The following is a 14270-nucleotide window of genomic DNA, read 5'->3' as shown; positions in this document are numbered from 1 at the left end:
TCGTATTGTTTTTTATTATAACTCATCTACAATGGGTGTAAAGAAATTTTAATCATAATTTTTGATTGTGAAGCGAAATACTTCTAAATAAAACATGGAGTTATATGTTTGAAAACAGTTATTAATCAACGCATCGTTTTAGCTAAACGGCCAGTGGGTGAGCCAAAACACAGCGATTTTCGTATTGAACAAGTTGAACTCAATGAACTTAAACAAGGCGAGATATTGTTAAAAACCATTTACTTGTCACTCGATCCTTATATGCGTGGTCGCATGAGTGATGCTCCTTCATATGCAGCACCGGTTGAAATTGGCGAAGTGATGGTCGGTGGAACAGTCAGTCAAGTGATGGCCTCTAAAAACCCAAAATTCAAAGAAGGCGAGTGGGTTCTTTCAGGAAATGGCTGGCAGAGCTACGCAATTTCTAATGGGACAGCATGTCAAAGCTTAGGTATGCAACCTGAACATCCATCTTGGGCATTGGGTATTTTGGGAATGCCAGGATTTACTGCTTATATGGGGTTGTTGGACATTGGTCAGCCTAAAGCCGGTGAAACTTTAGTCGTTGCAGCTGCAACGGGACCTGTTGGTGCTACGGTTGGACAGATTGGCAAACTTAAAGGTTGTCGCGTGGTTGGCGTCGCAGGTGGGGCTGAAAAATGCCGTTATGCAGTAGAAGAACTCGGCTTCGATGCTTGTATCAATCATCATGATGAAAATTTTGCAGAACAATTACAACAAGCAGCTCCCAACGGTATTGATATTTATTATGAGAATGTGGGGGGTAAAGTGTTTGATGCGGTATGGCCATTGCTTAACTCTGCGGCACGTGTACCGGTGTGTGGTGTGGTTTCCCAGTATAACACTACCGAGCAAGCACAAAGGCCAGACCGTTTACCGGGCTTTATTTCCACCCTTTTAAAAAAGCGTATTCGCATGCAAGGCTTTATTATTTTTGATGATTATGGCAGTCAGTATCCGGAATTCTATCAGCAAATGTCTGAATGGTTGAAAGACGGAAAAATCAAATATAAAGAGCATATGGTGCAAGGTTTAGATAACACAATCAATGCTTTCAATGGTATGTTGAAAGGCGAAAACTTTGGCAAAGTCGTTGTAAAGATTTAAAAAATAGGAATTATCATGATTACACTACATCATTTAGATCAATCACGTTCTTTTCGCATTTTGTGGTTGCTTGAAGAAATCAAGCAGCCCTATGAGCTGAAACGCTATTATTGTGACTTAAACACGCATTTGGCCCCTGAATCTTTAAAAACCATTCATCCTTTAGGGAAATCTCCAGTATTGGAATGGGATGGCAAAGTTATTGCAGAGTCAGGCGCAATCGTTGAGTTATTAATTCAGCAACTTGCGCCGCATTTAGCACCAGATATGGATGAACCTACCTATGTCGATTATCTACAGTGGATTCATTTCTCAGAAAGCTCTGCCATGCTGCCATTTTTGTTAAAAACGTTTAATGCGATAGAAACCAAGCAGGGTACGAAGTTGGTATTTCTAGAAAATTATACTCAAGTTGAGTTCGATAAAGTATTTGGCCATTTAAATGAATATTTAAAAGATAAAGAATTTCTAGTGGCAGACCGTTTAACCGGTGCTGACTTTATGATGGGCTTTGGACTACATGCTTTAGTTTATCATATGGGACAAGGTGAAAATTATCCCCATATCCAACGTTACGTAGCAGTTTTAAGCCAACTACCTAGCTGGCAAGCCGCAGTACAAATTGAACAAAATGGTGTGAAAAGTCAAAAATAGCAAGATTGTTTTTTTAAGGCAATTGAGAAAAAGAATCATGATTGACAAGTACATCTAGTTATAAAATAAGCTGACACTTATTTAAATTAAACGCCTAATGAATTTCATCGGGCGTTCTCTATTTTAAAGATAAGGAATTACCATTATTTAAGGCAAGTTTTGCCTATTCTTCCCCTGCAAATTCCTATCAAAAGAGTTTGAATATCACGACGGTTACGTTGAAAGATATAATCAACTTTTGAAAGAAAGAAACGTGACTAAGGCTCAGCAAGATTAAATTATTCCTCGGGGTATTAAACAAGTAAACTACATCATTTTACTAACTTAAACACATATACGTAAAAATCACGCCCCGTTTAACTGGCAATAGTTTTTGAACCCTTTTATAAAAGTTTAAACGAATCTAGCAAGTCTTTATTTAATGTTAATACTCATCCAATATTGAGGTTTTTTATCTTTTCTTGCCTGTGATCTAGGTTGTAATACTCTAATTTCATACTCACCTGAAGCAGGTAAAATATAAATACCATTATCATCAAGCTCTGGAGAATATTCTCCAAGATTGATGGAGTCTTTTAATTGATTACCCCATAAGTAAGTTTCAACATTTCCTCCAGTCAACCTCACTTTTAACTTTTGCCCTTTTTTAGCATAAAATTTGTAGGAATCATACTTGTATCCATCTATCCTTCCGTAATAATTTGCAGAGTAAGCTTTTTTTGCAAACTTAACTACAACAGTCTTTCGTATATCATTGTTATCATTTGCAAGTACGGCAGGGCTAAGCATAGTTAAAGTTAGGGCCATAAAAGCTCCAGCTAGTAATTTTGTATTTACTATTTCCATAACGTTATCTTAATAATTGTATACCTCACTACATAATAACATATGAACCGTTGATCCTAGACAGTATCGTGGACAACTGATACCTCTAAATTTTTGAAATATTTCTATTCAAAGGCTTCGCTTCTGGGCTTAACCAGCCGTTTGCAGAATGTCTTCTGACCCGATTATAATAAATCGAAATATAGTCAAACAGACTGCATTCACTTCTTTTCGAGTCGAAAAAACGCTCCCATGTACCACGTGACCTTTTAACGTATGAAAGAAGCTTTCAGTCACTGCATTATACCAAAAATTGGGTTATAACTAGTTGAAAGTAATTACTATATTTTAAACGGCTTATTAGTTTATCTAGCAGATATTAATTTTACTTCTGAAGCTAAAACGGTTGATGGTAAACGTTTCCGTAAAGATGGCCGTACACGTACTATCTTTGAAAATTGTACTGAATCAACCATGCTGTACCGTTCATTAGCTAAAGCATTTTATAAAGATGTACCCATTGTTTCAGAAACAGCAAGACTACTTGGAATTTCATCTAGACTCTTTCCAATTGACACAAGAAATCCAAAGCAGGGACATTAGCGGGTACACAACAATATTTACCCTATCTCGTTGCGCTGCTTGAAGAGAATAAAAAGCTAAAACAACAACTCAAAACTGCTGAAATGGAAAGAGAATCCCTAAAAAAAGCAGTAGCGTACTTTGCCAAGGAAAATTAGTGAGGTAAGCTTATATGAAAGAGCATAAAAAAATAGATATCCAACGACGATGATGGCTAGACTACTAAAATTTTCAATATCAAGGTTTTATGATTGGCTTAAACAAGGTTTAAGCCAACGAAAGATTCAAACATATCAGCAGACTATCTTGGTCAAAATCGCCCATCAAGAAACTAAAGAAAGTTATGGCCATATTCGCTTAACGAGATACTTACAATCACAAGGCATTCAAATTAGCGCGTATGCAGTCCGTTGTATCAAAAGGTTAAATCAATTGTATTGTAAGTGCCATAAGCGTTTTAAATGAACTAGGAATAGTGACCACAAGCGTTCTGTCTACGATAATTTGCTAGATCAACAATTTTCAATGGAAACCCCGAATCAAGCATAGGTCAGTGACATAACGTACATTTGGACAGCCGAAGGACAGTTATATCGAGCAGCTTTAAAAGACCTTTGTACTAAACAGGTAGTTGCTTATAACTTAAGTGAACGGATGACAGCCCAACTTATTTGCAATGCTCTCAGCATGGCTGTTGGCAATCATAAACCATCTCGAAAATTAATCGTTCACTCGGACAGAGGAAGCCAATATTGTAGCCATGAATATCGCAATATGATTGAAAAATATGGATTTCAGGCTTCGATGAGTATAAAAGGCGATTGCTACAATAATGCACCAAATCAAATGGCAGAGGACTTTTACAAGTTGCCTGCCTAGAATCTCCTAAGTAAGAGTGTCCTGTTAATCCAGCAAACATCAATTCCCGATAAGCCGAAAAGTCCGAAGCAAAGAGATAAATTGAGTTTATAAAACTAGGTGTTTTCTCCCCCCAAAAAAAAGCCACTGGATTTCCACCTATGCCTATACAACTCTAAATCTGCTACAATTATGCCAATTTTGAATTCCCACTTTTTCAGTTTTAGTACATATTTAGAAATGTGTACATAACTGTGTACATATTGTAGATTTTTCTTATGTTTAAAGATGAATTAGCTAGAGAAGTAAAGGCTCGTAGGACTTTTGCTATTATTTCCCACCCCGATGCCGGTAAAACCACCATGACAGAAAAACTGTTGTTATGGGGTAAAGCGATTCAGGTTGCAGGGATGGTAAAAAGCCGTAAATCTGATCGTGCAGCTACATCTGACTGGATGGAAATGGAAAAAGAACGTGGTATTTCGATCACCACGTCTGTTATGCAGTTCCCATATAAAGGTCACACGATTAACTTACTCGATACACCGGGGCACGAAGACTTCTCGGAAGATACTTATCGTACCCTTACTGCTGTTGACTCCGCACTGATGGTGATTGACGGTGCAAAAGGTGTCGAAGAACGTACCATTAAATTGATGGAAGTGTGTCGTATGCGTGACACACCAATTATTTCATTTGTCAACAAAATGGACCGTGAAATTCGTGAGCCACTTGAGTTGTTAGATGAAATTGAAAATGTCTTAAACATTCGCTGTGTACCAATTACATGGCCACTTGGTATGGGTCGTGACTTTGCTGGTGTATACAATATTCTTGAAGATAAATTGTATGTCTACAAAGCAGGTTTTGGTTCAACCATTACCGATATTGAAGTACGTGATGGCTATGATCACGCTGATATTCGTGAAAAAGTTGGTGAGTTAGCTTGGGCTTCTTTTGAAGAGTCACTTGAGCTTGTACAAATGGCAAATGAGCCATTAGACCGCGAACTTTTCTTACAAGGTAAACAAACTCCGGTTTTATTTGGTACAGCATTAGGTAACTTTGGTGTTGACCACGTTCTCGATGCATTTATGAACTGGGCACCTGAACCTAAAGCGCATCCAACGCAAGAGCGTATGGTTGAAGCAAAAGAAGAAGGTTTCTCTGGCTTTGTATTTAAAATTCAAGCCAACATGGACCCTAAACACCGTGACCGTATTGCCTTCATGCGTATTTGTTCAGGTAAATACGAGAAAGGTCTGAAAATGAATCACGTACGTATTGGTAAAGAAGTTCGTATTAGTGATGCGTTGACTTTCCTTGCAGGCGAGCGTGAGCACTTAGAAGAAGCATGGCCGGGCGATATTATTGGTTTACACAACCACGGTACAATCCAGATTGGTGATACTTTCACTAGCGGTGAAAACTTGCACTTCACAGGTATTCCTCACTTCGCGCCAGAAATGTTCCGCCGTGTACGTTTGAAAGACCCGTTAAAGTCAAAACAGTTGCAAAAAGGTTTGAAAGAGTTGTCTGAAGAAGGTGCAACTCAGGTATTTATGCCACAAATTAGCAATGATTTGATCGTGGGAGCTGTGGGTGTACTTCAGTTTGACGTTGTTGCTTACCGTTTGAAAGAAGAATATAAAGTTGACTGTGTTTATGAGCCAGTAAGTGTAAATACAGTGCGCTGGATTCATTGTGATGATGAAAAGATTCTTAATGAGTTTAAGAAAAAGGCACATGACCAACTTTCTATTGATGGTGGCGGACACTTAACGTATCTTGCGCCAAGCCGAGTGAACTTGCAGATTATGCAAGAGCGTTGGCCTGATATTGAGTTCCGTAGCACACGTGAACACTAATCATGTAAATGTGACAAACAGCTTCGAATAGAAGCTGTTTTGTTTTGAAAAATAAGAAAGGATGATGAAATGAACTTGAGTAAAAAGACAATTATTGCGCTTGTGGTTGCAGCCATAGCTCTAATTTTGGCTATTTGTGTATTTGTCTGGAAAAAGCCTCAGTCTTCATCATCTTCTCAAGAAAATTCAGCTTCTACTCAAGACCATCCGGTTGAGAAAGCAGAGGTTTTACCTTATTTAAATTTGACCGAAACCAAAGCAAATTATGCAGTGCCGTTTTGTGAAAAGAAAAATTGTATTGATGTCGATATTCAAACCATAAAAACCCAAGATGCGTGGTTAAATAGCTGGATTGAAAAAAATCAGACGAAAGTTATTCAGGCTCAAATTAATTTGAAAAAAGATTTAAGCCTTCAACAAGCGATTAATGCTTACGTGAAAAAGTCGGATGAATGGCAAGATAAGTATTCTAAAAATCGTGCTTATGAATTACACATTCGTACACGCATTGCCTCGCAGCGTAACCAGTATGTGTTATTGCAACTGGCTTTAGACAGTAAACAAGAAGAGGTCACTATAAAAGACCGTTATTATTTTTTCGTGGCTGATCGTAAACTGCATAAAAACTTAACGTTGCTTGATGTGCTTAAAAAAGACCAGCAACCGACAGTACATCAAATTGTTCAAACTGCGTATCAGGACTGGTTGAAAAAGCAAACTGCCGATGTCAAAAAACAAGCCCCAAAAACTTTATATTGGGGACAAGCTGACTGGTTCTTTGATGGTGAAGGGGTAGGTTTGCACTATCAGGCAAATCAGATTACGAAAGATGCGCCTCAACTTGATATTTATTTAACAACAGAACAAACGAAAAAAATATTGCAACCTCAGGTTTATGAACAAATGTTTTAAGTTGGTAGCAGAATTTGCAACCTACTTGTAGATGCGCTAACTTCATATGAGTTATGCATAATCTTCTCAGAATAAAGGCAAAATATGATGTTAACTTCTAAGGCTTCGCTACGTTTAACGCTACTTGCTTCTGCGATATTTTTGGTGGCATGTCAGCCTAAAAGTGATCCTAAAGAGTCGGAAGATCAGCAAAAACCGGCTGTGGTTGAACAAAAGCCTGTAGAACTGACTTTGAAAGGAGAAACAGTTCCAAGTAAAGTGACTTTACCGGATTGTGATGGTAAAACTTGTCCCGAATTTACGGTAGAACGCCTACAAAGTAATTTCCCTTTTATTGATAAGATTATTGATCAACAAGTTTTAAAAGCACTTGGTCAGATTCTTGAAATTGCAGAACCAGATGCAAAAGCAGCACAAGCTGATAAGAAGACAGAAGCTTCAGTAGCTGCCGCTACAGAGCAACAAGATAGTTTCGATGCTCAGGTTCAGCGCTATGCAAATTCATTTATTGATTTGGACAATGAATTAAAGGCTCTAAGTAGTAATCACCAGATTAATCTGTTGGTGAAACCTAAAATCATACAGTCTCAAGGTAAAGTCGTAACTGTTGTTGTAAATAGTAGTAGCTATTTAGGCGGGGCACATGGCTCGGCAGCGCAGCAATATTATAATTTTGATTTAAAGAAAGAAAAGCAGGTCAAGCTTGAAGACTTGTTACGTCCAGAGAAAAAAGCGGCTTTAGAAAAATTAGCACATGAAGCGTTTAAAGCTTGGGTGACAGACTCAAAACTTGCAAATAGTGTGAGTGAATATGAGCAAGCTTGGCCGTTTAAACTCACAGAAAATTTCCTATTAGGTGACCAAGGCTTGATTCTTCAATATGGCGAATATGAAATTGGACCTTATGTGGTCGGGCTACCTCGTTTAGTCATTCCATATGACCAATTACAAGAAGTATTGAAAGAAGAATATTTGCCGCAGCCTAAAGCTAAACCAGCTTCGACACCTGCCGCAAAAAGTGCCAGCTAATGCATCTGTTTGATACTCATACCCATTTTGATGTTGCCGATTTTGATGAAGATCGGCACCAGTTAGCACTTGAAGCTAAAAAAGTGGGTGTGGATGCTCTGGTGTTAATAGGCTTTTTACAGTCACGTTTTGATGATTTGGTACAAACCCATCATCAGCTCAAGCAGTGGGACAACGTGCCTACTTCTTATTTAGCACCGGGGTTGCATCCGTTTTATATTGAGCAGCACAAACCAGAGCATCTTTCTCATCTTGAACAGATTTTGCAGCAAGAAGACTGCGTCGCAATAGGAGAAATCGGCTTAGATACCTTCTTAAAGGAACACAAGCAGCCCGATATATATGCCAAGCAAAAACAGTATTTTGGTGATCAGTTAGATCTGGCAACTCAATACCAAAAACCGGTGTTGCTTCATATACGAAAAGCACATGGTGATGTGCTCGCACTATTAAAAGCGCATAAGTTTAAACTCGGTGGCATTGCTCATGCCTTTAGTGGCGGAGTAGAGGAGGCAAAAGGCCTGATTAAGCTTGGTTTTAAAATTGGTGTGACGGGACAAATCACGAACCCCAATGCGAAAAAGCTTCATACGGTTGTGCAGGCTATAGGTGCCGAGCATTTAGTGATTGAAACAGACTGTCCTGATATGACGCCACTTTGCTGCCAAACTTCAACTGAGCAGCGTACTCGAAATACGCCTGTGAATTTACCTTATGTACTAAAAAGTTTGGCTGAAAATTTAAATATGGCAGAGTCAGAATTAGCAGATTTGCTGTGGAAAAACTCTTTATCTGCTTTGAAATTATCGTAATAAAAATCAAAGATTAGAAATAGTAACTAAAACAAAACACAGCGATTAAAAAAGAAGCTTAAAGTAAGAAAACAACATGTAAAAACGTGAAAAATAACATTGCCAGACATGGGAGGATAACCCAATGGCTAAGTATAGCAATATCAATAGTTTTAATGCTTTACAGACGCTAACAGTAGGTTCCAGCAATTATCAGATTTTTAGCTTAACCCAAGCCGAGAAAAAGCTAGGTGACATTGCCAAACTGCCGAAATCATTAAAAGTACTGTTGGAAAACTTATTACGGTTTGAAGATCAGCTCAGTGTTAAAACAGAACACATTTATGCTTTAGCTGAGTGGCTAAAAACCCGTACCTCAGATCAAGAAATTCAATATCGACCTGCACGGGTTTTAATGCAAGATTTTACCGGCGTTCCGGCAGTCGTTGACTTAGCCGCAATGCGTGCTGCAATGGCTGAAGCGGGGGGTGACCCTGAAAAAATTAATCCGTTATCACCTGTAGATTTGGTTATTGACCACTCTGTGATGGTAGACCATTTTGCCGATGATCAGGCTTTTGAAGAAAACGTTCAAATTGAAATGCAGCGAAATGGCGAGCGATATCAATTTTTGCGTTGGGGACAATCTGCATTTAATAACTTTAGTGTTGTGCCACCAGGTACCGGTATTTGCCATCAGGTCAATTTAGAGTATTTGGCTCAAGCAGTGTGGTTAGGTGAAGACAACGGACAAACCTTTGCTTTCCCTGACACCTTAGTGGGTACAGACTCACATACCACTATGATTAATGGTCTAGGGGTATTAGGTTGGGGTGTTGGGGGGATTGAAGCAGAAGCTGCCATGTTAGGCCAACCTATTTCTATGCTCATTCCTGAGGTGATCGGTTTTAAACTAACCGGCAAATTACAAGAAGGGATTACGGCAACTGACTTGGTGCTTACCATTACTCAAATGCTTCGCCAAAAAGGTGTAGTGGGTAAATTTGTCGAGTTCTATGGAGATGGCTTAGCCGACTTACCACTTGCTGACCGTGCAACCATCGCTAATATGGCACCTGAATATGGTGCAACTTGTGGTTTCTTCCCAATTGATGAAGTGACTTTGGGTTATTTGAAATTAACTGGTCGTCAAAGTGACCGTATTGCATTGGTTGAAGCATATAGCAAGGCGCAAGGTTTATGGCGTAATGCGGGTGATGAACCTGTGTTTACAGATACGTTAAGTTTAGATATGAGTACGGTTCAGGCAAGTTTGGCAGGTCCAAAACGCCCTCAAGACCGCGTACTTTTATCGGAAGTACCTAAAACGTTTAATGCGCTCATGGAATTAACCCTTAAGCCAGCCAAAGAAGCGAAAGAACGTTTAGAAAATGAAGGCGGTGGCGGTACGGCTGTAGAAGCGACCAAAGCCAATATTCAGCATGAAAGCCCATCTTGTGTAATTGAAGGGCAAGAATATCCATTAAATCATGGTGATGTCGTGATTTCAGCGATTACTTCATGTACCAATACTTCTAACCCAAGTGTCATGTTGGCAGCCGGTTTACTTGCTAAAAAAGCAATTGAAAAGGGTTTGCAGCGTAAACCGTGGGTAAAAAGTTCACTTGCGCCTGGTTCTAAAGTCGTGACCGACTATTTATTGGCGGCTGGGCTTACGCCGTATTTAGATGAGTTGGGCTATAACTTGGTTGGTTATGGTTGTACAACGTGTATTGGTAACTCAGGTCCTTTACCTGAACCAATTGAAGATGCGATTCAGTGTCATGATCTAAACGTGGCATCTGTACTTTCGGGTAACCGTAACTTTGAAGGGCGTGTGCATCCATTAGTTAAAACCAACTGGCTTGCCTCACCACCACTTGTGGTTGCCTATGGTTTAGTTGGGAATATCCGTACAGACTTAACGACTCAACCAATCGGGCAAGGTAAAGATGGGCAACCTGTTTACTTAAAAGATATCTGGCCAAGTCAGGCAGAAATTGATGCTGTCTTACAAAAAGTAAATACCGACATGTTCCACAAAGAATATGCTGCGGTGTTTGATGGTGATGAAAGCTGGCAAGCGATTCAGATTCCAAAAAGTAAAACTTACGAATGGGCTGATGACTCGACTTATATTCGTCATCCGCCGTTCTTTGAAGGTATTGGTGAGCCACCAAAACCAATCAAGAATATTGAACAGGCACGTATTTTGGCAGTGCTTGGTGACTCGGTAACCACTGACCATATTTCACCAGCGGGTAATATCAAAAAAGACAGTCCAGCTGGCCGCTATTTACAAGAGCAAGGTGTTGAGCCAAAAGACTTCAACTCTTATGGTTCACGACGTGGTAACCATGAAGTCATGATGCGAGGCACCTTTGCTAACATTCGTATTAAGAACGAAATGCTCGGCGGCGAAGAGGGCGGTAATACCATACATGTGCCAAGTGGTGAGAAGCTTGCCATTTATGATGCGGCAATGCGTTACCAACAAGAACATACACCGCTTGTGATTATTGCTGGTAAAGAATACGGAACAGGTTCTTCACGTGACTGGGCTGCCAAAGGAACGAACTTGTTAGGTGTAAAAGCTGTCATTGCTGAAAGTTTTGAACGTATTCACCGTTCAAACTTGGTGGGTATGGGCGTGTTGCCATTACAGTTTGTTGATGGCCAAACCAGACAGTCCCTCAACTTAACGGGTCATGAAGTCATTTCGATTCGTGGTTTATCGGATGGTATTCAGCCTCATGAAATTCTTGAGGTTGATGTGAAAGGGCCAAATGGGGTAGCCAGTCATTTTAATGTGTTATGTCGAATTGATACGTTAAATGAGGTTGAGTACTTTAAGGCAGGTGGTATTTTGCATTATGTACTTCGGAATTTGATTGCTTCATAAATCGATAAACTTAGCATGGCCTTATAATGAATGTGTATGAGCTAATGTTGGGTATATAGCGGTATCCTTACTTTTCGAGGATGAAAAGTAACAAAAATCCTTTGTCGGGCTGACGGCATGTCCCTATACCGCAGCCCAACTGGGTGGCATCCATGCCGCCTGTCACGTTAGTAAATAATGACTTAAATCTTAAATAATATAATTTGATTTATAATGATAAGACTTGTCGTGAACTCAAATATCGCTATCTCAAGTTTTCTTTGATCTGAAATATACTTTCTTCTGAAAAGCAGTAAAATACTCCCCGTGTTTTATATCCCCTCAAAGAGTAGCAATGACCGATCTTCAACAAGATGAATATGACCGCCGTTTTACAGGTGTAGCCAAAATTTATGGTGATTCATCGTTCCAGCACTATGAACAAAGTCATGTGATGGTGATTGGTATTGGTGGGGTTGGCAGTTGGGCGGTAGAAGCTTTAGCGCGTACAGGTATTGGTGAGATCACATTAGTCGATATGGATGTGGTTGCAGCGTCAAATGTAAACCGTCAGCTACCTGCAATGACCTCAACTCTGGGCTGTGAAAAAGTTGAGATTATGGCGGAGCGTTGTCGCCAAATTAACCCACGCATTAAAGTCAATATTATTGACGACTTCTTAACACCTGAAAATGTTGCAGAGCTTTTAAACCCTGTACCAGACATTGTTTTGGACTGCATCGATGATGTTAAAGCAAAACTGGCTTTAATGCTCCATTGTCGTTTTAACAAAATTCCTTTGATTGTGTCGGGTGGGGCAGGTGGTAAGCTCGATCCACTTAAAATTCGCGTGGCGGATCTATCAAAAACAGAACAAGACCCAATGTTAGCGAAGTTACGTAGTCAGCTTCGTGCTCGTGGCATCTGTAAAAAGCCAAAAGAGAAATTTGGCATTACCTGTATTTACTCAATCGACAATCCATTTTCAAGCGCAGATGTCTGCCCATCGGCTGGGTTGCGCTGTGGTGGCTATGGTTCAGCGGTGGTGGTGACTTCAAGCTTTGCTATGATTGCTGTAGCCGAAGTTTTGAAAAAACTCGATTTAAAGAAAGCCTAATTTAAATATTGAAAAGGCATGTGCTTATGTGAGTGCATGCCTTTTGTTTTGGGAAAAACTATTTAATCATATAGCTCTATATTGTCTTGTTTGGGATGTATGGGTAATTGCTGATCATAAAATTTAAAGCACCATAAAATTAAAATAACGATGGTACATATTGTGAAACCTTTTAAGTACTTCATGAAGAATTCAATTAAGTGAATGGTCTTGATTAAAATTCTAGCGAAGGGAATCTATCTAATCTAATATAGAAAATAGACCAAATGATCTAATTTTGAGATGGTAATGCTCACATTAAAACAATTCCAATATTTCATAAAAATTGTTGAAGAAGGGAGTTTTACCGCTGCTTCCGAAAAGCTATTTATTGCCCAGTCTGCTTTAAGTCGACAAATGAAACTATTAGAAGAAGAAATTGATTTTCTGTTGTTTGATCGCACGGATAAAAGAGTAAAACTTACGGCAGCAGGAGAGGTCTTCTATAAGAAAATAAAAGATAACCTGCTTTATTTAAATGAAATTATTGATCTGTCTAAAAGTGTTTCGGAAGGGAAAAATCGACAGGTTAAAATTGCTCATTCCAGCAGTATTGTCGTGGATAATACAAAGGTGCAGATATTAAAAGAAGTTAGCTTAACGCAGCAGTTGAGCTTTGAGATTAATACCTTATCATCCGAGCAGCAAATCTTAGCGTTATTAAATGGTGAAATTGATATCGGTTTGATCCGCCCACCAGTTCGGCATACTTTAGATGGTATAAATACTCTTAAGTTATATGAAGAGCCTTTAATGGTGGCTGTGCATATTGATCATGCCAAGTTTTCTAAATCAGAAAAGGTTTATTTAAAAGACTTAAAAGATGAGTGTTTTGTATCAACACCTCATGCCGAAAGAGGAGGCTTAAGTTATTTGGTCGCAAATCTGTGTTTAGCCGCAGGATTTACCCCACAAAAAGCCTCCATTCAGTCGCGTAAGATTTCACAGTTACAGCTCGTGGCGGCAAATTTAGGGGTAGGTATTGTTCCTGCGGAGTTTCAACAAATCTTACCTGCCAATGTAAAACTAATACCTTTGGAAGATTCCCTATCTCTTTCGGAAGTTTTACTGGTCTATAGAAAAGGCCATGATGAAATCATTCAGCATTGTGCCGAGCAAATTCATCAAATGTTTCTATCTTAGAAGTGAATTAGCCTAATCTATAGTAAGTATAGGTGACGTTATCATCTTTATAGACGTCATAACTACTTTGTTTAAAGTCCGACACCCATTCGCTTCCTGTGTAACCAGCGATATGACCGTAAATATGGTTGCGGGTTCTGTGAATGATATAAATGTCGCCTTCTTGTGGCTCATCAAAGGCTGGATTTATTTCTTTATAGCCAATTTTCTTGAGGGTATCGCCCCAATCAGATGCTGCAATCGGATGATTTTCAACATCGGCACCAGCAGACTCAAGCGCAATACGGATGCTACGTGCACAACGCGCTTTACTGCGTCTAGAGGTAATACTTTCTAATTTAGCTACGAATTTTTCTACATCAATGGCTGGAGGAGTGTTGGTTTCAGTGGAGTGATTATTGGGTTTCATGGTGAATGGATAAGGGAGGCTTGGTGTGCTGTGG

At 39.4% G+C, this 14270-nt stretch carries 12 protein-coding genes and 3 pseudogenes; 11 read left to right on the top strand and 4 right to left on the bottom strand.

The window, feature by feature from the left end; genetic code table 11:
• Positions 1 to 108: 108 nt before the first annotated feature.
• Together R5R67_RS00070 and R5R67_RS00065 are read left to right on the top strand one after the other, a co-directional pair.
• Positions 109 to 1128: an NADP-dependent oxidoreductase gene (locus tag R5R67_RS00070; RefSeq protein WP_002050967.1), complete on the top strand. Its 1020-nt coding sequence runs from the start codon at positions 109 to 111 to the stop codon at positions 1126 to 1128.
• 15 nt (positions 1129 to 1143) lie between these two features.
• The gene (locus R5R67_RS00065) at positions 1144 to 1782 is read left to right on the top strand and encodes a glutathione S-transferase (RefSeq protein WP_318754724.1); all 639 of its coding nucleotides are present in this window, start codon (positions 1144 to 1146) and stop codon (positions 1780 to 1782) included.
• A 414-nt stretch (positions 1783 to 2196) separates the two neighbouring features.
• Here the strand turns inward: R5R67_RS00065 and R5R67_RS00060 are convergent, their stop codons facing one another.
• Both R5R67_RS00060 and R5R67_RS00055 read right to left on the bottom strand, forming a co-directional pair.
• Positions 2197 to 2628 carry a PPC domain-containing protein gene (locus R5R67_RS00060; RefSeq protein ID WP_000407076.1) on the bottom strand — a complete coding sequence of 144 codons (432 nt, stop codon included), beginning with the start codon at positions 2626 to 2628 and terminating at the stop codon, positions 2197 to 2199.
• Between the two features lie 56 nt (positions 2629 to 2684).
• A pseudogene (locus tag R5R67_RS00055) lies at positions 2685 to 2922 on the bottom strand (IS3 family transposase); the annotation flags it as partial.
• A 9-nt stretch (positions 2923 to 2931) separates the two neighbouring features.
• Here R5R67_RS00055 and R5R67_RS19700 point away from each other — a divergent pair.
• The 8 genes and pseudogenes from R5R67_RS19700 to R5R67_RS00020 all read left to right on the top strand — a co-directional run.
• A pseudogene (locus R5R67_RS19700) lies at positions 2932 to 3141 on the top strand (GIY-YIG nuclease family protein); the annotation flags it as partial.
• A pseudogene (locus tag R5R67_RS00050) lies at positions 3130 to 4029 on the top strand (IS3 family transposase); the annotation flags it as partial. The pseudogenes R5R67_RS19700 and R5R67_RS00050, both read left to right, overlap by 12 nt.
• A gap of 296 nt (positions 4030 to 4325) precedes the next feature.
• A complete protein-coding gene (locus R5R67_RS00045; RefSeq protein ID WP_079548077.1) occupies positions 4326 to 5915 on the top strand; it encodes a peptide chain release factor 3 in 1590 nt (529 codons plus the stop codon).
• A 69-nt stretch (positions 5916 to 5984) separates the two neighbouring features.
• Entirely contained in the window at positions 5985 to 6827 is an 843-nt protein-coding gene (locus R5R67_RS00040) for a hypothetical protein (protein WP_001054079.1), read from the top strand.
• An 87-nt stretch (positions 6828 to 6914) separates the two neighbouring features.
• A complete protein-coding gene (locus R5R67_RS00035) occupies positions 6915 to 7856 on the top strand; it encodes an RsiV family protein (protein WP_000958109.1) in 942 nt (313 codons plus the stop codon).
• Positions 7856 to 8668, top strand: a complete 813-nt coding sequence (locus R5R67_RS00030; RefSeq protein WP_000549986.1) for a TatD family hydrolase — start codon at positions 7856 to 7858, stop codon at positions 8666 to 8668. The genes R5R67_RS00035 and R5R67_RS00030 overlap by 1 nt, the downstream gene beginning before the upstream one ends.
• Before the next feature lie 124 nt (positions 8669 to 8792).
• Complete coding sequence (gene acnA / locus R5R67_RS00025; protein WP_001151979.1) at positions 8793 to 11549, top strand: aconitate hydratase AcnA; 2757 nt, start codon at positions 8793 to 8795, stop codon at positions 11547 to 11549.
• A gap of 334 nt (positions 11550 to 11883) precedes the next feature.
• Positions 11884 to 12645, top strand: a complete 762-nt coding sequence (locus tag R5R67_RS00020) for a ThiF family adenylyltransferase (RefSeq protein WP_000130932.1) — start codon at positions 11884 to 11886, stop codon at positions 12643 to 12645.
• A gap of 62 nt (positions 12646 to 12707) precedes the next feature.
• Here R5R67_RS00020 and R5R67_RS00015 read toward each other — a convergent pair whose 3' ends face one another.
• Positions 12708 to 12830 carry a hypothetical protein gene (locus R5R67_RS00015; protein WP_002062434.1) on the bottom strand — a complete coding sequence of 41 codons (123 nt, stop codon included), beginning with the start codon at positions 12828 to 12830 and terminating at the stop codon, positions 12708 to 12710.
• Positions 12831 to 12927: 97 nt separating this feature from the next.
• Between R5R67_RS00015 and R5R67_RS00010 the strand changes: the two genes are divergently transcribed.
• On the top strand, positions 12928 to 13827 hold the full coding sequence (locus tag R5R67_RS00010; RefSeq protein ID WP_002040689.1) for a LysR family transcriptional regulator: 900 nt from the start codon (positions 12928 to 12930) through the stop codon (positions 13825 to 13827).
• 7 nt (positions 13828 to 13834) lie between these two features.
• Here R5R67_RS00010 and R5R67_RS00005 read toward each other — a convergent pair.
• A partial coding sequence (locus tag R5R67_RS00005) for a hypothetical protein (protein ID WP_318754723.1) occupies positions 13835 to 14270 on the bottom strand: 436 nt, incomplete at its 5' end.

Origin of the sequence: Acinetobacter sp. OYA S30 (assembly GCF_033599315.1) — a bacterium.
GTDB lineage: Bacteria > Pseudomonadota > Gammaproteobacteria > Pseudomonadales > Moraxellaceae > Acinetobacter > Acinetobacter baumannii.
Note: the sequence above shows the minus strand (reverse complement) of the source record. Positions and strands in the feature narration are given on the sequence as shown.

Bases quoted from the DNA above. Each gene is read 5' to 3' on its own strand.
- R5R67_RS00040 (WP_001054079.1), top strand. From the start codon at position 5,985: ATGAACTTGAGTAAAAAGACAATTATTGCGCTTGTGGTTGCAGCCATA.
- R5R67_RS00045 (WP_079548077.1), top strand. From the start codon at position 4,326: ATGTTTAAAGATGAATTAGCTAGAGAAGTAAAGGCTCGTAGGACTTTT.
- R5R67_RS00020 (WP_000130932.1), top strand. From the start codon at position 11,884: ATGACCGATCTTCAACAAGATGAATATGACCGCCGTTTTACAGGTGTA.
- R5R67_RS00010 (WP_002040689.1), top strand. From the start codon at position 12,928: ATGGTAATGCTCACATTAAAACAATTCCAATATTTCATAAAAATTGTT.
- R5R67_RS00030 (WP_000549986.1), top strand. From the start codon at position 7,856: ATGCATCTGTTTGATACTCATACCCATTTTGATGTTGCCGATTTTGAT.
- R5R67_RS00015 (WP_002062434.1), bottom strand. From the start codon at position 12,830: ATGAAGTACTTAAAAGGTTTCACAATATGTACCATCGTTATTTTAATT.
- R5R67_RS00035 (WP_000958109.1), top strand. From the start codon at position 6,915: ATGTTAACTTCTAAGGCTTCGCTACGTTTAACGCTACTTGCTTCTGCG.
- R5R67_RS00065 (WP_318754724.1), top strand. From the start codon at position 1,144: ATGATTACACTACATCATTTAGATCAATCACGTTCTTTTCGCATTTTG.
- R5R67_RS00060 (WP_000407076.1), bottom strand. From the start codon at position 2,628: ATGGAAATAGTAAATACAAAATTACTAGCTGGAGCTTTTATGGCCCTA.
- acnA (WP_001151979.1), top strand. From the start codon at position 8,793: ATGGCTAAGTATAGCAATATCAATAGTTTTAATGCTTTACAGACGCTA.